The organism is Phytohabitans sp. LZ39 (genome assembly GCF_059359075.1).
In genome coordinates this window covers 1-18368 of sequence record NZ_JCADBM010000024.1, presented here as the reverse complement: position 1 = coordinate 18368, position 18368 = coordinate 1, and the positions used below count along the sequence as shown (strand labels likewise).

General features: G+C 72.6%; 18 protein-coding genes and 1 pseudogene. 16 read left to right on the top strand and 3 right to left on the bottom strand.

All coding sequences use genetic code 11. From position 1 onward, the window contains the following. The first annotated feature begins 1125 nt into the window (after positions 1 to 1125). The 9 genes from AC5L36_RS35475 (at position 1126) to AC5L36_RS35435 (ending at position 9893) form a co-directional block, all read left to right on the top strand. Positions 1126 to 1776 (top strand): hypothetical protein, encoded by a 651-nt coding sequence (locus AC5L36_RS35475; protein WP_441223308.1) that lies wholly within the window; start codon positions 1126 to 1128, stop codon positions 1774 to 1776. A 75-nt stretch (positions 1777 to 1851) separates the two neighbouring features. Next, positions 1852 to 2331 (top strand): DUF948 domain-containing protein, encoded by a 480-nt coding sequence (locus tag AC5L36_RS35470; RefSeq protein WP_441223160.1) that lies wholly within the window; start codon positions 1852 to 1854, stop codon positions 2329 to 2331. Positions 2332 to 2418: 87 nt separating this feature from the next. After that, positions 2419 to 2700: a hypothetical protein gene (locus AC5L36_RS35465; RefSeq protein WP_441223159.1), complete on the top strand. Its 282-nt coding sequence runs from the start codon at positions 2419 to 2421 to the stop codon at positions 2698 to 2700. Beyond that, entirely contained in the window at positions 2697 to 5384 is a 2688-nt protein-coding gene (gene alaS / locus AC5L36_RS35460; protein ID WP_441223158.1) for an alanine--tRNA ligase, read from the top strand. The genes AC5L36_RS35465 and alaS overlap by 4 nt, the downstream gene beginning before the upstream one ends. Before the next feature lie 309 nt (positions 5385 to 5693). Next, complete coding sequence (gene ruvX, locus AC5L36_RS35455; protein WP_441223307.1) at positions 5694 to 6152, top strand: Holliday junction resolvase RuvX; 459 nt, start codon at positions 5694 to 5696, stop codon at positions 6150 to 6152. Continuing rightward, complete coding sequence (gene mltG, locus AC5L36_RS35450; RefSeq protein WP_441223306.1) at positions 6152 to 7339, top strand: endolytic transglycosylase MltG; 1188 nt, start codon at positions 6152 to 6154, stop codon at positions 7337 to 7339. The genes ruvX and mltG overlap by 1 nt, the downstream gene beginning before the upstream one ends. Next, a complete protein-coding gene (locus AC5L36_RS35445; protein WP_441223157.1) occupies positions 7336 to 8157 on the top strand; it encodes a shikimate dehydrogenase in 822 nt (273 codons plus the stop codon). Before mltG ends, AC5L36_RS35445 begins: the two co-directional genes overlap by 4 nt. 51 nt (positions 8158 to 8208) lie before the next feature. Beyond that, positions 8209 to 9387, top strand: a complete 1179-nt coding sequence (gene aroC, locus AC5L36_RS35440) for a chorismate synthase (protein ID WP_441223156.1) — start codon at positions 8209 to 8211, stop codon at positions 9385 to 9387. Between the two features lie 29 nt (positions 9388 to 9416). Continuing rightward, positions 9417 to 9893, top strand: a complete 477-nt coding sequence (locus AC5L36_RS35435) for a shikimate kinase (protein WP_441223305.1) — start codon at positions 9417 to 9419, stop codon at positions 9891 to 9893. On the opposite strand, the gene AC5L36_RS35430 is transcribed toward AC5L36_RS35435, so the two are convergent. Further along, positions 9890 to 10615, bottom strand: a complete 726-nt coding sequence (locus tag AC5L36_RS35430; protein ID WP_441223155.1) for an alpha/beta fold hydrolase — start codon at positions 10613 to 10615, stop codon at positions 9890 to 9892. The genes AC5L36_RS35435 and AC5L36_RS35430 overlap by 4 nt on opposite strands. A gap of 57 nt (positions 10616 to 10672) precedes the next feature. Between AC5L36_RS35430 and AC5L36_RS35425 the strand changes: the two genes are divergently transcribed. The 3 genes from AC5L36_RS35425 (at position 10673) to aroQ (ending at position 13363) form a co-directional block, all read left to right on the top strand. Next, the gene (locus tag AC5L36_RS35425; protein WP_441223154.1) at positions 10673 to 11653 is read left to right on the top strand and encodes a helix-turn-helix transcriptional regulator; all 981 of its coding nucleotides are present in this window, start codon (positions 10673 to 10675) and stop codon (positions 11651 to 11653) included. Between the two features lie 214 nt (positions 11654 to 11867). Next, complete coding sequence (aroB, locus tag AC5L36_RS35420) at positions 11868 to 12929, top strand: 3-dehydroquinate synthase (RefSeq protein WP_441223153.1); 1062 nt, start codon at positions 11868 to 11870, stop codon at positions 12927 to 12929. After that, complete coding sequence (gene aroQ / locus AC5L36_RS35415; RefSeq protein WP_441223152.1) at positions 12926 to 13363, top strand: type II 3-dehydroquinate dehydratase; 438 nt, start codon at positions 12926 to 12928, stop codon at positions 13361 to 13363. Before aroB ends, aroQ begins: the two co-directional genes overlap by 4 nt. Here aroQ and AC5L36_RS35410 read toward each other — a convergent pair. Beyond that, positions 13289 to 14425, bottom strand: a pseudogene (locus tag AC5L36_RS35410) (glycosyltransferase 87 family protein); the annotation flags it as partial. The gene aroQ and the pseudogene AC5L36_RS35410 sit on opposite strands and share 75 nt — an antisense overlap. Continuing rightward, positions 14422 to 15798 carry a polyprenol phosphomannose-dependent alpha 1,6 mannosyltransferase MptB gene (gene mptB, locus AC5L36_RS35405; protein ID WP_441223151.1) on the bottom strand — a complete coding sequence of 459 codons (1377 nt, stop codon included), beginning with the start codon at positions 15796 to 15798 and terminating at the stop codon, positions 14422 to 14424. The pseudogene AC5L36_RS35410 and the gene mptB, both read right to left, overlap by 4 nt. 149 nt (positions 15799 to 15947) lie before the next feature. On the opposite strand from mptB, the gene efp reads away from it, so the two are divergent. From efp to AC5L36_RS35385, 4 genes are all read left to right on the top strand, one after another. Continuing rightward, complete coding sequence (gene efp / locus AC5L36_RS35400; RefSeq protein ID WP_377250163.1) at positions 15948 to 16505, top strand: elongation factor P; 558 nt, start codon at positions 15948 to 15950, stop codon at positions 16503 to 16505. A gap of 54 nt (positions 16506 to 16559) precedes the next feature. Then, positions 16560 to 16970, top strand: a complete 411-nt coding sequence (gene nusB / locus AC5L36_RS35395; RefSeq protein ID WP_441223304.1) for a transcription antitermination factor NusB — start codon at positions 16560 to 16562, stop codon at positions 16968 to 16970. 61 nt (positions 16971 to 17031) lie between these two features. Further along, the gene (locus AC5L36_RS35390; RefSeq protein ID WP_441223150.1) at positions 17032 to 17352 is read left to right on the top strand and encodes a hypothetical protein; all 321 of its coding nucleotides are present in this window, start codon (positions 17032 to 17034) and stop codon (positions 17350 to 17352) included. A gap of 2 nt (positions 17353 to 17354) precedes the next feature. Further along, the gene (locus tag AC5L36_RS35385; protein WP_441223149.1) at positions 17355 to 18167 is read left to right on the top strand and encodes a hypothetical protein; all 813 of its coding nucleotides are present in this window, start codon (positions 17355 to 17357) and stop codon (positions 18165 to 18167) included. Positions 18168 to 18368: the final 201 nt, after the last annotated feature.

The following is an 18368-nucleotide window of genomic DNA, read 5'->3' as shown; positions in this document are numbered from 1 at the left end:
CCGCCGATGGGCGGACCGGGACGGCCGGGCGGGCCCCGATCGGGTGGTGAAGCTCCGGCCGGATCGGGCGGCCCAGCAGATGGTAGGCCCGGCGGCCGTGCGGTGGCAGGCGCGGCGGGAGTGCCCGGCGGGCCCGGAATGCCCGGTAGCCCAGCCGTTCCCGGCGGACCCGGCGTCCCTGGCGGACCGGGCGTCGCGAGCGGACCCGGCGTCGCGGGCGGGGCGCGGGTGCCCGGCGGCGGCGCCAACCGGCCGGCCGGCCCGCGTGGGCCGGCAGCGGATCGCCCTGGACCGGACGGCGCCGGGATGGCGAGCGTCCCCGGCCCCGGTGGACCGGGACGCGGCCCCGGCGGACGCGGCCCGACAGGCCCCGGGCCGGACGGACGCGGCCGCCCCGGCGTACCAGGCCCAGACGGAAGAGGCGGCCCCGGCGGACCAGGCCTAGACCCCCACAGCGGACCAGGCCCGGACATGCGCGGACCAGGCCCGGACGTGCGCGGTCCAGGCCCGGACGTGCGCGGTCCAGGCCCGGACGTGCGCGGTCCAGGGCCGGATGTGCGCGGCGGGCCAGGACAGGACGTCCGCGGCGCGCCAGGGCAGGACGTCCGCGGGGGACCAGGGCCTGACGGGCGTGGCGGACCCGGCGTCAACGGGCGCGGGCTCGACGGACCGGGCCCGCGCGGGTCCGGAGGGCCACGTGCGCGGGGTACCGCCGGGGGCCCACCGGGGTCGAGCCAAGCCACCGACGGTGCGCGCGGAGCCGCGCAGCCGGTGCGGGCCGCCGCGGCCGCACCTGTCGTTCCGCCCGGAGTGGCGGCGGGGGCCGCCGGCGTGGCTGGAGCCGCCGCCGTGCCGGGGCGGGCTGGTGTTCCGCTGCCGGGCGGGGGGCCGGCTGTGCCTGGCGCGGGAGCGCGCGCCGGTCGTGCCGCGCCACCCGGTGGGCGGGTCGTGCCGCCTGGCAGTCCCGTCGCGCCGACCGGAAGTCCGGTGGCGGGCGACCCCGAGCCGGTCGCTGTCGCGCGCGCCTCGGTGGCGCCCCCGCCCGAGCCGGGTGTGCGGGCGACGCGGCCGGCGGCGCCGCTCAGCCAGGCCGGGGACGGACCTGATTCCGTACCAGAGGAGAAGCTGGACCACGACGGTGGTGCCGGGCCGGCGGAGGCTCGGGAGCAGCGGACGTGGCGGCTTGTCGCTCTTGTGGTCGCGAGCTTGATCGTGTTGGGGGCGCTGCCGCTGTACTTCGGCATCCGCACCGCCACCCGCGACCCGGTCCTCAACTCGCTGAACGCCCTCAACGTCCCGGGCTGGGCCCAGGAGAACGCCCAGGACGCGGTCAGCGGCAGCCGGTGGTGCCTTGTGGACTGCCGTTTCCGGGAGCGGACCGCGCAGTCGCGGCAGGGGCCCGAGCAGACCACGTCGGTGTACGAGGCGGCGCTCGTCGAGGCGGGCTGGCGGCGGTGGGAGGCCGCGAAGCTGTGCCCCGAGCAGCCGGTGGCCGGCCACTACACGTGCTGGACGCGCGACGAGCTCACGCTCGACCTGTGGGTGCGGCCGCCCTCGTGCGCCAACCAGCAGCAGACCGAGGGTGCCACGCCGCCGCCGGCCGCGCCGGGTGGGACGTGTGAAGGCTCGGTGGTGTCGGTGAAGGTGCGCAACGCCATCGACGACGACCGGGTCCGGTCCGGGCCGAGCACCGACCCGTCGCTGACCGGTGAGGACCCCGATCCGGTGTACACCGACGATCCGCTCCTGGACGAACCGACGCCGACACCCTCCTGACCCGGCGGCCACCCGTCACTGACGGTAGGGTCTGCACGTTGGCGGATTGGGTGACTCCGGGCGGAGGAGGACGGCGTGTCGGGTGGAGAGATCGCGGCGCTGGTGGCGGCCGGTGCGTTTCTGATGCTCGTGCTGGTGCTGGCGGTGCCGATCCTGCGCCTGCGGCACACAGTGGACGCGGCGACCCGCGCCATCAACGACATCAACGACCGCACCGCGCCCCTGCTGGGCAACGTCAACACCACGATCGAGGAAGTCAACACGGCGCTGGGGCAGGTGCACACCACGTTGGACGGTGTAAACCTCCAACTGGCCAAGGTGGACACCATCACCGGCCACGCGCAGAGCGTCACGGCCAACGTGGCCAACCTCGCCACGGTCGTGGCCGCCGCCGCGGCCAACCCGCTCGTCAAGGTGGCCGCGTTCGGATACGGGGTGCGTCGCGCCGCCTCCGCCCGCCGCCACGCGGACGAGGAGCGCGAGGTGCGCACCACCCTCAAGCAGCGGCGCAAGGCGGCCCGCGCGGCCCGCAAGGCAGGACAGGCCACCGGTTGACCCCCCGGGTTCGAGGCGAGCGGAGCGAGCCAGCCGGCACAGACCCCGGGCGCGGGCGCGGTTGGCGGAACGGGAAGGATGAAGGCCATGAGGCGGTTGCTCTGGTTGGGTATCGGACTGGCGGTCGGCGCGCTCGTCGTGCGCAAGGTCTCGCAGAAAGCCCAGTCGTACACACCGGGCGGCATCGCCGCCTCGCTCTCGGAATCCGCTGGCGGGCTCGTGGAGTCCGTGCGTAGCTTCGTGGACGACGTCCGTGAAGGCATGGCCGAGCGCGAGCAGCAGATCCACGAGGCGATCGAGGCGGGCGTCCACTTCGAGGACGACGAGCTCACCGGCGACGAGTTCATGACACGGGAAGGCAATCGATGAAGACGGCGGAGATCAAGCGGCGGTTCCTGGCCCATTTCGCGGCCAACGGGCACACGGTCGTGCCCTCCGCTCCGCTGCCCGCCATCGAAGACCCCAACCTGCTGTTCATCAACGCGGGCATGGTGCAGTTCGTGCCGTACTTCCTCGGCCAGCGCACCCCACCCTACGACCGCGCGGCCAGCGTGCAGAAGTGCATCCGCACGCCCGACATCGACGAGGTCGGGAAAACCAGCAGGCACGGCACGTTCTTCCAGATGAACGGCAACTTCTCGTTCGGCGACTACTTCAAGGCGGGGGCCATCCCGCTGGCGTGGGAGCTGTCGACCAAGCCGGTGTCCGAGGGCGGCTTCGGCCTCGACGGCGACAAGATCTGGGCGACCGTCTACCTCGACGACGACGAGGCGATCGAGATCTGGCATAAGACGGTCGGCCTCCCGCTCGACCGCATCGTGCGCCGCGGCAAGAAGGACAACTACTGGTCGATGGGGATCCCCGGGCCGGCGGGCCCGTGCTCGGAGCTCTACTACGACCGCGGTTCCGACTACGGCCCCGAGGGCGGCCCGGACGTCGACGAAGACCGGTTCCTCGAGTTCTGGAACCTCGTCTTCATGCAGTACGAGATCGCGGACGTACGCAGCAAGGAAGACTTCCGGGTGGTCCGCGAGCTGCCGAGCAAAAACATCGACACCGGCATGGGCCTGGAGCGGATCGCGTCGATCCTCCAGGGCGTCGACAACCTCTACGAGATCGACGAGGTACGCCCGATCCTCTCGCTCGCGGCGGAGCTGACCGGCCGGCAGTACGGCGCGAAGTCCGGCCACGTGGCGGGCGAGTCGCACCCCGACGACGTGCGGCTGCGCGTGATCGCCGACCACGTGCGCACCGCGCTGATGCTGATCGGCGACGGCGTGACCCCCTCCAACGAGGGCCGTGGCTACGTGCTGCGTCGCATCATGCGCCGCGCGATCCGGGCGATGCGGCTGCTCGGGTGGCAGGAGCCGGCGCTGCCGCTGCTGCTGCCGGTGGCGCGCGACTGCATGGCGCCGTCCTACCCCGAGCTGGCGACCGACTTCGACCGCATCTCGCAGTACGCGTACGCGGAGGAGGACGCGTTCCTGTCGACGTTGCGGGCGGGCACGACGATCCTGGACACGGCCATCTCGGACGCGCGCGGCGCCGGTCAGGCGTCCCTCTCCGGAGACAAGGCTTTCCAGCTCCACGACACGTACGGCTTCCCGATCGACCTCACTCTCGAGATCGCGGCGGAGCAGGGCCTCTCGGTCGACCAGGAGGGCTTCCGCCGGCTGATGGCCGACCAGCGGGCGCGGGCGAAGGCGGACGCGCAGGCGCGCAAGACCGGCCACGCCGACCTCTCGTCGTACCGCGCGGCGTTCGACTCCGGCGGCCCGGTCGAGTTCACCGGGTACCACGAGGTGACGCGCGAGTCGCGGGTGCGCTCCGTGCTCAGCTCGGGCGGCGTGGCGCTGCCCGCGGCGGGCGAGGGCGAGACGATCGAGCTGGTGCTCGACGCCACCCCGTTCTACGCCGAAGGCGGCGGCCAGCAGGCCGACCAGGGCCTGATCACCGTCGGGGGCGGCCAGGTCGAGGTGCTCGACGTCCAGCAGCCGCTGCCCGGCCTGATCGTCCACAAGGCCCGCGTCGTGCGCGGCGAGGTCCGTCCGGGCGACACCGGGTACGCGGAGATCGACGTCACCCGCCGCAAGGCCATCTCCCGGTCACACACCGCGACCCACCTGGTACACCAGACGATGCGCAACTTCCTCGGCGAGTCGGCGACCCAGGCGGGCTCGCTCAACGCGCCGGGCCGGCTCCGCTTCGACTTCAACACGCCCGGCGCGGTGCCGCCCAGCGTGCTGCACGACGTCGAGCAACAGGTCAACGAGGTGCTGCTCGGCGACCTGGAGGTGCACGCGTTCATCACCTCCCAGGAGGAGGCGCGGCGCCTGGGCGCGATGGCACTGTTCGGCGAAAAGTATGGCGACGAGGTACGCGTCGTCGAGGTCGGCGACTACGCCCGCGAGCTGTGCGGCGGCACCCACGTGTCCCGCTCCGGCCAGCTGGGCCTGGTCAAGATCCTGTCCGAGGCGTCGATCGGCTCGGGCGTACGCCGGGTCGAGGCGCTGGTCGGCATCGACGCGTTCGGCTACCTGGCGCGCGAGCACCTGCTCGTGTCCCGCCTGGCCGAGCTCTACCGCGTCCCCAACGACCAGGTCGCCGAGCGCGTCGAGCAGACCGTGACCCAGCTACGCGACGCGGAGAAGGAGCTGGAGAAGCTCCGCGCCCAGCTCGTGCTCGGCGGCGCGGCGTCGCTGGCGTCGTCGGCCCGCGAGGTGGGCGGCATCGCCTACGTGGGCACCGAGGCCCCGGAGGGCGCCGGCGGCAACGACGTGCGCACCCTGGCCCAGGAAATCCGCGGCAAAATCGACCCGGCCCGCCCCGCGGTGGTCGCGGTAGCCGCCCGCGCCGGCGGCAAGGCGTCCCTTGTGGTCGCGGTCAACCAGGCCGCGCGCGGCCGCGGTGTGTCCGCCTCCGACCTGGTGAAGGGCGCCCTCTCCGGCCGCGGCGGCGGCAGTCCCGATCTCGCCCAGGGCGGCGGCCTGCCGGCGACGGAGGCCCCTCGCCTGCTGGCGTCGGTGGAGCAGGCATTGGCGACGGAGTCGTAGGGCTTTCGGCTTCAGCCCTAAACCTCCTAGATCTCAAAGCTCTACCCCGGGGCTGGTGACGCTGCGCTCCCACCGCAACCACCCCACCAACAGCGCACTAGCCGGGGACGGCCCGGCCGGAGCCCGAGGCCCCGCCGGAGGCGCCGAAGTAACCGCAACCCACAGCGGACGGGTAAGGCCGCGGGAGCAACGGAGAGCAACCACGACGAACATCGCGGTAGCTCGAAAAATACGCATGCCCCCGCCCCACGAGCACCCTCTTCATACGCGACGATGAGTAGATCAGGCGTGCGCGAGCAAAGGGAGCATATGGGCGAGTTTGTACGCGGCACCCGCCTCGGTGTCGATGTGGGGCAGGTGCGTGTGGGTGTCGCGTTGAGCGACCCCGATGGCATTCTCGCGACCCCATTGGCCACCCTGAGTCGCGACCTGAATGCGGAAGTTGATGCTATTCCTTCCGATATCTTTGAACTTGCGCGACTCGTAGATGCGTATCAAACCGTAGAGGTTGTGGTCGGGTTGCCGGTGACACTCGCCGGGAAAGAAGGACCCGCGGCAGTGCAGGCCAGGGCATATGCCGAGCGCCTGAGCAGGGCGATCGCACCGGTGCCGGTGCGGCTGGCCGACGAGAGGATGTCCACCGTCGCGGCAACCCGTAGGCTGGCCGAACGTGGCGTGCGGGGAAAGCGCCAACGTGCGGTGGTCGACCAGGCGGCCGCGGTGGAGATCCTACAGGGCTGGCTAGACGCGCAGCGGAGGCGAGCGTGATGATCGACGAGCTGGAGCTTGCGTTCGACGACGAACCCGTCGAACGGTGGCGACATCGTCGGGGGCGTAAGCGGGGCCAGAAGAAGCGTGGCGGCGCTGGTAAGAGCGTCGTCGCGTTGCTGGTGGTGGTGCTGTTGCTCGGCGGCCTCGGCGCCGGCGTGTGGTACGGCTACGACCGCGTGCAGGGCTTCTTCACCACCCCCGACTACGAGGGCGCCGGCCAGGGCACGGTAAACATCCAGATCAAGCAGGGCGACACCGCGACAGACATCGCGAACGCGCTGGTGACGGCCGACGTGGTGAAGAGCGCCAAGGCGTTCACCGAGGCGGCGAAGGAAAACTCGCGCAGCCAGAACATCCAGCCGGGCACGTACAAGCTGCGGCTCCAGATGAGCGGCGCCGCGGCGCTCACCGCGTTGCTCGACCTGAAGAACAAGGTCGTCAACGGCGTGCTGGTCCGCGAGGGGCTGTCGGCGAAGGCGACGTTCAAGCTCCTGTCGGAGAAGACGAAGATCCCGGTGAAGGACTTCGAAGCGGCGGCCAAGGACCCGATCGAGCTGGGCATCCCCGACTGGTGGTTCAAGCGGAGCGACGGCAAGCAGGTCAAGACGCCGACGATCGAGGGCTTCCTTTTCCCGGACACGTACGAGATCGATCCTAAGTGGACGGCGAAGGAAATCGTGCGCACGATGGTCGACCGCTTCCTGACGGTGACCGGCGAGCTGAAGTTCGACGAGAAGGCGCAGGCGCTCAACCTCGCGCCGTACGACGTCCTGATCGTCGCCTCGCTCTCCCAGGCGGAGGCGGGCATCAAGGAGGATCTGGGCAAGGTGTCCCGGGTCGCCTACAACCGGCTCTACGGCGACTTCCCGTGCGGCTGCCTCGAGATGGACGTGACCGTCAACTACTGGCGCGAGCTGAAGGGCCTGCCCATCAAGCCGTCCAAGGACATGACGGTGTCGGAGCTGGACGACCCGAAAAACCCGTACAACCGCAAGCTCAAGGGCATCATCCCCACGCCGATCAACAACCCGGGAAAGCAGGCGCTCGAGGGCGCGATGGCGCCGCCGCAGGGCAACTGGCTCTATTTCGTGGCGATCGACAAGTCGGGCAAGTCGGCTTTCACCAACGATTTCAGCCAGCATCAGAAAAACCAGCAGACCGCACGCGAAAACGGCGTCCTTTGACCGACACGATTCACCGGGCGGCCGTGCTGGGTAAGCCGGTCGCCCACTCGCTCTCCCCGGTCATCCACAACGCCGGCTACGCCGCGGCCGGCCTGACCGGGTGGTCCTACACCGCCATCGAGTGCGCCGAGTCCGAGCTCGCCGGCATCGTGGCCGGCCTCGGTCCGGAGTGGGCCGGCCTGTCGCTCACGATGCCCTTGAAAGAAGTGGCCTTGTCGGTGGCCACCCACGTCTCCCCGGTCGCGGCCGCGGTGGGTGCCGCCAACACTTTGGTACGGGCTGCGGGCGGCTGGCACGCGGACAACACCGATATCCCGGGGATGGTCGACGCGCTGGGCGGCGTGCCCACCGGCGCGACGTTCACGGTGCTGGGTGCGGGCGGCACGGCGCGCGCGGCGATCGCGGCGGCGGCCCAGGCGGGCGGCGCGGCGGTGACGGTGGTGGCGCGGCGCCCGGAGGCGGTGGCCGAGCTGCGCCCGGTCGCCGAGGCGGTCGGCGTGCCCTTCGAGGGAGCGGGTTGGGCCGACGCGGCGGCGTGGGTGGCGGCCGCCGACGTGGTGATCTCGACCGTGCCGAAGGGCGTGGCCGACCCGCTGGCCGCCGAGGTGGCGTGGCGACCGTCCACTGTGCTCTTCGACGCGCTCTACGACCCGTGGCCCACCCCGCTCGCGGCGTCGGCCAGCGCGGCCGGCTGCCACGTGGTCTCCGGCCTCGACCTCCTGCTCGCCCAGGCGATCGGCCAGTGGGAGCAGTTCACGGGCGTCGCGCCTGCCCCACGGGAGGCGATGCGCGCCGCCCTGGCCGCCGCCCGCGGTTGACCAGGGACCTGGCGGCAAGCCCGCCGCGGGGCTCGTGGCAGACTTTCCAGCGTGTTGCGTTGGTTGACTGCCGGTGAGTCGCATGGCCCCGCGCTCGTCGCTCTCCTGGAGGGCGTGCCCGCCGGGGTAGAGGTGACGAGTGCCGAAATCGGGCGGGAGCTGGCCCGGCGGCGGCTCGGCTACGGGCGGGGCGCCCGGATGGCGTTCGAGCAGGACGTCATCGAGGTGATCGGCGGCATCCGCCACGGCGTCACGCTCGGCAGTCCGGTGGCCATCCGCGTGGGCAACTCCGAGTGGCCCAAGTGGGAGACGGTCATGGCCGCCGACCCGGTCGATCCCGAGTTGCTCGCCGCGCAGGCCCGCAACGCGCCGCTGACCCGCCCGCGGCCCGGCCACGCGGATCTCGCCGGCATGCAGAAGTACGGGCACACCGACGCCCGCCCGATCCTCGAGCGGGCCAGCGCGCGGGAGACCGCCGCCCGGGTGGCCGTCGGCACGGTCGCCAAGGCGCTGGTCAAGCAGGCGCTCGGCATCGAGATCGTCTCGCACGTGGTGGAGCTCGGCTCGGTGGCCGCCAAGCCCGGCCTCGCTCCCCGGCCCGAAGACGCCGAGCGGGTCGACGCCGACCCGCTGCGCTGCCTCGATCCGGAGGCGAGCGCGCGCATGGTCGCCGAGGTCGACGCCGCCAAGAAGGACGCCGACACGCTCGGCGGCATCGTCGAGGTGCTCGCCTACGGTGTGCCGCCGGGCCTCGGCAGCCACGTGCAGTGGGACCGCAAGCTCGACGCCCGCCTCGCCACCGCGCTCATGTCGATCCAGGCCATCAAGGGCGTGGAGATGGGCGACGCGTGGCTACAGGCCCGTTCGCGCGGCTCGGTGGCCCACGACGAGATCATCCCCACCGCGAGCGGCGTGCGGCGGGTGACCGACCGCGCCGGCGGCCTGGAGGGCGGCATCACCACCGGCGAGCCGCTGCGGGTCAAGGCCGCGATGAAGCCCATCTCCTCGCTCAACCGCGCGCTCTCCACCGTCGACGTGAGCACCGGCGAGGCGGCCACCGCGATCAACCAGCGTTCCGACGTCTGCGCGGTCCCCGCGGCCGCCGTCGTGGCCGAGGCCATGGTCGCGCTGGTACTGGCGGAGGCGGCGACCGAGAAGTTCGGCGGCGACTCGGTGGCGGAGATCCGCCGCAACCTCGCCGGCTACCTCGAACACCTGGTCATCAGGTGACCCGCCCGGCCTGCGTCCTCGTGGGCGTGATGGGCGCCGGCAAGACGACCGTGGGCGAGCTGCTCGCCGCGCGGCTGGGCGTCACGTTCCGGGACACCGACGCCGACATCGAGGCCGCCGCGGGCAAGCCCATCTCCGAGATCTTCATCGACGAGGGCGAGCCGCACTTCCGTTCCCTGGAGGAGGCGGCGGTGAAAGCGGCGCTGGCTGCCTTCGACGGGGTGCTCGCCCTCGGCGGCGGCGCGATCCTCTCCGAGCGCACCCGCGCGGAGTTGGCCGGGCACGCGGTGGTCTTCCTGTCGGTCGGCCTGGCCGACGCGGTGAGCCGGGTGGGGCTCGGCGCCGGCCGGCCGCTGCTGGCGATAAACCCGCGGGCGACGCTGAAGCACCTGATGGACCAGCGCCGCCCGCTGTACGAGGAGGTCGCGACCTTCACCGTCGCGACCGACGGCCGCGAGCCCGAGCAGATCGTCGAGGAGATCGCCGGGTTGTTGAAGCCGGCCTAGCCCAGCTCGGCGAGGATCTCGGCCAGGCGCTTGGGCTCGCTCAGCATCGGCCAGTGGCCGGTCGGCAGGCCGCGGATCTCGCCGCCCTGGAAGGCCGCGAAGAACGGGTGGCCCTCGGCCACCATCGCCTTCACCTGATCGAGCGGAAACACGCACGCGACGAGCGCGACCGGCAGCGCGTCACCGGCACCGGTGCGCCGGACCGGCTGGGTGGCCGCGCCCAGCGGGTGCGGCGTCGAACGCTCGCGCAGCATCGCCAGCGTCGCCTCGTCGAGGCCGGCGAGCAGCACCGGGTCGGCGGCCGCGTCCCAGTCGCGGGCGGGCAGCAGGTGGCCGTCGCCGATCTCCGCGCGCAGTCGCTCCTGCTCCGCCGGCTCGTTGGTGTCGAACTGCGAGACGCCCTCGGGTAGCGGGCCGCTCTCGACGTACACGACGCGCTTGATCCGCTCCGGCACGCGGTCGGCCGCCTGGGTGACCGGCATGCCGCCACCGGAGTGGCCGACCAGCACCACGTCGCGCAGGTCCTCGTCTTCGATCAGCCGCACGATGTCGTCCGTGTGGGTGTCGAGGTTGGTCTCGGGCGTGGCGAGGTGCGCCTTCTCCGCAACACCGGTCAAAGTGATCGAGTGGACCTGGTGTCCGGCGGCGCGCAGCGGGGCGGCCACCCCGTCCCACGCCCAGCCACCGATCCAAAACCCGGGTACCAGCACAAATGTCGTCATGCGAGCAACGTTAGGATCGAATCCGGACGCATACCGCCCGATTAAGGAGCGTGACCTGTGTCACATCCTGCCTCACGCGTACTGGGCATGCTGGAGCTTCTCCAGACCCACCACCGCCTCACCGGCGCCGACCTCGGCGCGCGGCTGGGCGTGGACGAGCGCACCGTGCGGCGGTACGCGGGCACCCTCGCCGACCTGGGCATCCCGGTCACCGCCAACCGCGGGCGGTACGGCGGCTACCGGCTGAGCCCCGGCTACAAGCTGCCCCCGCTCATGCTCACCGACGACGAGGCGGCCGCCGTCGTGCTCGGCCTCCTCGCCGCCGAGCAGCTCGGCCTCACCACCGAGGCGCCGGCCACCGGCGTCGCGCTGGCGAAGATCGAGCGGGTACTCCCACGCGCGCTGGCCGAGCGGCTGGGCGCGGTGCGCGAGTCGCTCGGCTTCACGCTCCGCCCCCGCCAGGAGGGCACCGCCCGCCCCGCCACCGCCACGCTGCTGGCGCTCGGCGCCGCCACCCGTTCCCGCCGCCGGGTCAGCCTCACCTACCGCTCGTGGCGGGGCGGTGTATCGCTGCGCCAGGTCGACCCGTACGGCCTGGTCTTCCACGCCGGCCGCTGGTACCTGACCGGCCACGACCACCGCCGCGGCGAGGTGCGGACCTTCCGGCTCGACCGGATCAGCGCGGTGGAGGCCGGCACGGAGACCTTCGCGGTGCCGGAGGGCTTCGACGCGGTCGGCCACGTGACCCGCTCGCTGGCCGGCGTGCCGTACACCTGGGAGGTCGAGGTCCTCCTCGAGACCGACCTCGACCAGGCCCGCCGCCGCATCCCCCCGAGCGTGGCCGAGCTGACCGAGACCGCCGACGGGGTGCTGCTGCGCTGCCGCGCCAACCGCCTCGACGGCATGGCCCACATGCTGGCCGGCCTGGGCTGGCCCTTCACCGTCCTCCGCCCCGACGACCTCCGCGACGCGGTCGGCGACTACGCGAAGCACCTCGCCGAGATGGCCACCCGCCACCCGGCCCACACCTCCGCCTGACCCACCGGCGGGCACGCTGGACCCGACGCCTCGCCGCCGAGGCCGCGTGGCCCGCTGCTTGTCGCGGTCACCGCGCTGCCGTACCGGGCACGAGTGTCCGTGGCGAGAACGCGCCCCTATGGGGGCAACATTTCGCCACGGACGCCAAATCGGCGTGGGATGCGGGCGAGGGGCGCGGCAGGGCGGGTGGGGTGCGGGGCTAGGCTGCTCGGCGATGGACGATGTGACCACCATTGCGGTCGGGGGTGAGCGTCCCTACGACGTGCTCGTGGGGCGAGACCTTCTCGGCCACCTCCCGCGCCTGATCGACGGGGCCGCGCGTGCCGCGGTCCTCTACGCGCCACCGCTCAAGCCGCACGCCGACGCGATCGCCGCCGCCCTCGCGGACGTGGGCGTCGAGCCGCTCGCCGTCGACGTGCCGGACGCGGAGGCGGGCAAGAGCATCGACGTGGCCGCGCACTGCTGGGACCAGTTGGGGGCGGCGGGCTTCACGCGTACCGACGCGGTGGTCGGGGTCGGCGGTGGTGCGGTGACCGACCTGGCCGGCTTCGTCGCGGCGTGCTGGCTGCGCGGTGTGCGGTGGGTGCCGGTGTCGACGAGCCTGCTCGGCATGGTCGACGCGGCCGTGGGCGGCAAGACCGGCGTCAACACGGCCGCGGGTAAGAACCTTGTCGGCGCGTTCCACCCGCCGGCCGGCGTGCTCTGCGACCTGGCGCTGCTCGACACGCTGCCGCCCGTCGACCTCGTGGCCGGGCTGGCCGAGGTGGTCAAGTGCGGGTTCATCGCCGACCCCGCGATCCTCGACCTCATCGAGGCCAAGGGCGCCGACGAGGGCAGCCTGCGCGAGCTCGTCGAGCGGGCGGTGCGGGTCAAGGCCGACGTCGTCGGCGCCGACCTGCGCGAGGGTGGGGTGCGCGAGGTGCTCAACTACGGGCACACGCTCGCCCACGCGATCGAAAAGGTCGAGGGATACACGTGGCGCCACGGCCACGCGGTCTCCGTCGGCCTGGTCTACGCGGCGGCGCTCGGGCGGCTCGCCGGGCGGCTCGACGAGGCGACGGCGAAGCGGCACCGCGACGTGCTCGACGCGCTCGGGTTGCCCACCGCATACGCCAGGAAGGCCTGGCCGGATCTTCTCGCCACGATGCGGGTCGACAAGAAGGCGCGCGGCTCGCGGCTGCGCTTCGTGGTGCTCGACGGGCTCGCCAAACCGTCCATCCTGGACGGCCCGAGTGACGAGCTGTTGCGCGCCGCCTACGAGGAGGTCGAGGCATGAAGGTGTACGTCCTCAATGGACCCAACCTCGGCCGGCTCGGCACCCGCCAGGTCGACGTCTACGGGCTGACGTCGTACGCGGGGCTTGTCGAGCTCTGCGAGGCGACCGGCAAGGAGCTCGGCCTCGACGTCGAGGTGCGGCAGACCGACGCCGAGCACGAGATGCTGGGCTGGATCCACGCGGCCGCCGACGAGCAGGCGGCCGTGGTGCTCAACCCCGCGGGGTGGTCACATTACTCGTACGCGGTGCGCGACGCCTGCGCGCTCCTCCGCGCGCCGCTGGTCGAGGTCCACATCTCGAATATCCACGCGCGCGAGGAGTTTCGTCACCACTCGGTCGTGTCCGCCGTAGCGACCGGAGTCATCTGCGGCCTCGGCGTCGACGGCTACCGGCTCGCCCTCCACCATCTGGCGCGCCGGCAGGCCGACCAATAGCGCGACGCAGATCCACACGTAGGCGTTGGCGCCGACGAACTCGCCCGGTGCCCGCCCGTCCCACCACAGCCACACGAAGCTGCTGCACAGCACCACGTAGGCGGCGGCCGCGTAGCGGCGGTGGCGCGAGTCGGCGAGCAGCACCAGCGCGGGCAGCACCCACACGAGGTGGTGCACCCAGGTGATCGGGCTGACCAGGCAGCCGACCACGCCGGTGAGCGCGGCGCCGGTGAGCGGGTCGACGCGGCGGATCCGGTAGACCCACACGGCCAGCGCGGCGACTACCAGCAGCAGCCACCCCAGCTTGCTCGGCTCGGTCGGGTCGAGGCGGGCGACGACGCCCTGGAGCGACTGGTTGGACACGTAGGCGAGGTTGCCGATCCGGTTGGTGTCCCACAGCGCCTCGGTCCAGAACGTGCGCGAGGCGTCCGGCGCGATCGCCAGCCCCACCAGCGTCGCCGCGCCGGCCGTGCCGCCCGCCACCGCGGCGGCCCGGCGCTGGCCGGTGACCAGCAGGTACACGATGAAGATGCCCGGCGTCAGCTTGATCGCGGTGGCCAGCCCGATGCCCACGCCGGACCACCGGGTCTGCCGCAGCAGCCGGGTGTCGGCCACGACGAGCAGGAGCAGCACGAGGTTGACCTGCCCGAAGCTGAACGTGTCGCGCACCGGCTCGAACACCGCCACCGCGCACGCCGCCAGCCCGAATGTGAGGCCGCGGTGCCAGCCCTGCCGCTTCGCGATCGGGTCGATCAGCAGGCCGAGCAGCGCGGCGCCGGCGGCCGTGTTGATCACGAGGCTGAGCGCGATCGCGGGGTGCCACGGCAGCAGCGCGAGCGGGCTGAGCACCAGCGCGGCGAACGGCGGGTAGGTGAAGCCGTAGTTCGTCGGCGGGCGCAGGAAGTCGTACAGCTGGCCGCCGTCGCGCAGCCAGTAGTGCACGGCACCGTGGTAGACACCGACGTCGAAGAAGCCGCGGTGGGCCGGCACGTACGCGAGGAAGACGGCCGTGGCGACGGCCAGCCCGGCGATGATGTACCACCGGCGGTCCAGGTCCTTCACCGTGCGACCACCGGCGCCTGGCTGGGCGTGAGGAGCGCGGCGGCGAGGCCGGCGGCGAGCACGCACCCGAAGACCGCCTGCGCCACCTGCTCGGCGCCGAAGGCGAAGCCGCTCGGCAGCACCACCACCGCGAGCGCCGCGCAGGACACGGCCGCCACGCGCCGCACCCGCCCGTCGGTCGCCGCGGCGGCGAGGGGGACCAGGCCCCACAGCAGGTACCACGGGCGCAGCGCCGGTCCGAAGAGGACGATCGCGCTGAGGCCGAGGCCGACCGCGTACACCGGGCCGATGTGCGTGCGGCGCAGCCACAGCACCACCCCGACGGCCATGGCCGCCGCGAGGCCGATCCACCGCCACATCGGAACAGCGTGCGCGGTGCCCAGGATCGCGCCCGTGAGGCGGCCGAGCACGCTCATCGGTGACCAGTTGCCGGTGGAGACGGGGGTGTCGAGGGCGCGCACCCACCCGTACCCGGTGCCGGCGACGGCCGTGACCACGACGGTGGTGGCCGCGGCGACGGCGGCCGCGTAGAGCATGGTGCGGGCGCGGCGCCAGCGCCCGGTGGACTGTTCCGCCCAGATGGACGCCACGAAGAGGAGCGCGACCGCCGCCGGCGCCTTGACCAGCGCGGCGAGCGCGACGAGCGCGGCGCCCGCGGCCGGGTGGCGGGCGACCGAGGCGGCCAGGCCGGCGACCAGCAGGCCCACCATGATCGCGTCGTTGTGCGCGCCGGCGACGAGGTGGGCGAGGACCAGCGGGTTGAGCGCGCCGAGCCACAGGGCGGCGGCCGGGTCGACGCCGCAGCTGCGCGCGAGTCCGGGCAGGGCGGCGGTCAGCAGCACCACGCCGAGCACCGCGACGAGCCGCATGCCGAGCACCCCGGCGGCCAGGTGCGCCCCCGCGGCCGCGGTCACGCCGGTGGCGACCAGCAGGAAGAACGGCCCGTACGGCGTAGGGGTGTGCTGCCAGATCGCCGGCACCTCCGCGGCCACCGGCCCACCGTAGTAGGCCGGCCCGTGCTCGTAGACGTCGAGGCCGGAGCCGACCATCGCGCCCTGCGCGAGGTAGCTGTACACGTCGCGGCTGAAGAGCGGGGGAGCGAGGAGCAGCGGGGCCGACCAGATGGCGAGCGTGATCATGAGCTGCCGCGGGCTCGGCTTGTCGTCGGCGGCGCGCACCACGTGCCCGAGGCGCCACCAGGCCGCGATGAGCAGGACCAGTCCGGCGTACGCGACGACGACTCCCCACCCCGGGTGGCGTCGCAGGATCGCCAGCCCGAACGGGTCCTGCGCCGGCAGCGCGCCGGCGGCCAGGCCGCCCGCCGCGAGGAGAACCGAGCCCCCCAGTCCCAGTGCGCGGCAGTTGGTCAACACGGGTGCAGGGTGTCAGCGATTGGTGTCCTGGAAACAGACATCGGTTGACGTCTTCGTTACGTCTCCAGCCCCAGGGCGTGCTCTGCCGCGCGCCGGGCGTACCAGTAGACTTGGTGGGTCAATCATTCGGATGAAGATCAAGGCAGGACATGGCCACCACGAACGACCTGAAGAACGGACTGGTGCTCAACCTCGACGGCGAGCTGTGGTCCGTCGTGGAGTTCCAGCACGTCAAGCCCGGCAAGGGCGGCGCGTTCGTGCGCACCACGCTGAAGAACGTGCTCTCCGGCAAGGTGGTCGACAAGACGTTCAACGCGGGCACCAAGGTCGACACCGCGACCGTCGACAAGCGCACGATGCAATACCTCTACGCGGATGGCGAAGACTACGTCTTCATGGATCTGGACACCTACGACCAGATCCACGTCGCCGGCGGCACGGTGGGCGAAGCGGCCAACTACCTGCTCCCCGAGGCCGAGGCGACGGTGGCGACGCACGAGGGTGTCCCGCTGTACATCGAGCTGCCGACCAGCGTGGTGCTCGAGGTGACCTACACGGAGCCGGGCCTTCAGGGCGACCGCTCCACGGGCGGCAACAAGCCGGCGACGGTGGAGACCGGCGCGACGGTGCAGGTGCCGCTCTTCATCACCACCGGCGAAAAGATCAAGGTCGACACGCGCGACGGCCGTTACCTCGGCCGCGCGTGATGTCCCTTTCCGCTTGTGGGGCGCACGGGCATGGCTGAGGCGCCCAAGTCGCAGATGCCCGCGCGCCGCAAGGCGCGTAAGCGGGCGCTCGACGTGCTCTTCGAGGCCGACCTGCGCGACCTGCCGGTCGACGAGGTGCTCCAGGCGTACATCAAGCGGCTCGAGCAGCCGCGCCCCGAGCACCTCGGTTACGCGATCGGCCTGATCGAGGGGGTAAACGCCCACCTCGACCGGATCGACGAGCTGATCGCCAGCTACGCCGAGGGCTGGACCCTCGACCGCATGCCGGTGGTCGACCGCAACCTGGCCCGCATCGCCGTCTACGAGCTGCTCTACGTCGACGAGATCGACGACGCGGTGGCCATCACGGAGGCGGTCGAGCTGGCCCGGCAGATGTCCACGGACGACTCGCCCCGCTTCCTCAACGGCATGCTGGCGCGGATCGCGGAGTTCACGACACACTGACCATTCCTTGATCGGCGTCGATGGGGTTGCCGGGTTCGGGGTTGGTTTGTAGCGTCGTCGCGTGCCGCCTACCGATGAGGAGATCCGGGTCGCGATAGCGGCTCTCCGTTCCGACGCCGACGACTGGCGCGAGTGGGCCGGCACGCTGGCCCGAGCCTCCACTGTGGTCGACGAGCTGGGCCTCTCGGTCAGCGACATGTGCGCGCTGAGCGCGGTGGTCGGCCTCCCGGAGGCGTATGCCACGCTCCGGCACCACGCCCACATGCTGGCCGTGCAGGGCTCGCTGCGCTTCGCCGAGGTGGCCGACGCGCTGGCCGAGGCCGCCGACGGCTACGAGCGCGACGAGCGCGACGCGGTCCACCGCCTGCGCGGGGTGTGGTAGCCGTGACGGCCCCGCTGCCCCTGCCCCTGCCGATCGACGCCGCCGGCTTCGATGCCCTGATCGCGCGCGTGCTCCGCCTGCTCGACCGGGTCGGCGACACCGCCGACCGCATCATCGAGGGCGCGCTGCGCGTCGCGCGCGGGCTGCCCTCGTTTCTCGCCGGGCAGGTGGTCCGGCTGCTCGACGAGTTCGTGGCGATCGTCCGCCGGCTGCTCGACCTGGTCGGCGACCTGCTCGCGCCGTATGGCAACCCGGTCCGCGTGTGGGAGACCGGCCGCCGCTGGGTGCACGACTTCGGCGGCCCGCTCAGCGAAAAGGTCGGCAAGGTCGACCCCGACCACCTCGCCGCCGGCTACGAGTGGGAGGGCCGCGCCGCCGACGCCTACCTCGACGCCGCCGCCCGCCAGCGCGGCGCGCTCAGCGCGCTCCAGGCCATCGGCACCGAGGTGGACACCGCCCTGGCCCGCCTGGCGATCGGCATCTGCGGCCTGTGGGCGGCGATCGCGGCCGCCCTCTGCTCCGCCGTGATCCAGCTCGTCGGCGCCGCGATCGCCACCGCCACCGGCGTCGGCACCCCCGCCGGCCTCGTCCTGGCCACGACGAGCGTGGCGACGGCCTGCGCCGCGGTGGCGGGCGGGGCGGCCGCGCTGGCCGCCCTGGTCGAGTGGGTCAGCGACGCCATCACCACCATCCGCCACCGCCTGCTCGACCACGAGGCCTTCCCGGACCGCGCCTGGCCCGCGCCGGCGACGCGACGCTTCAACGACGGCTCACTGACCGACGGCACCCCGTCCGGCTGGACGCTGGAGCGCTAGCCAAAGATCTTCAGGCATATTTGCCCCCGTCCGCCCGGATGGGGGCGCGGGCCGGGCCGGCGCAGCCGGCGGGGTGGGCGCGACCAACAGCGGATGGGTGAGGCCGCGGGAGCGGCGGTCTGGACCACGACGGACAGAGATGATGTTTGTGAGCACCTCCCGTCGGGGGTCTGACCCTACGACGGACTGACTTCGGGTCTT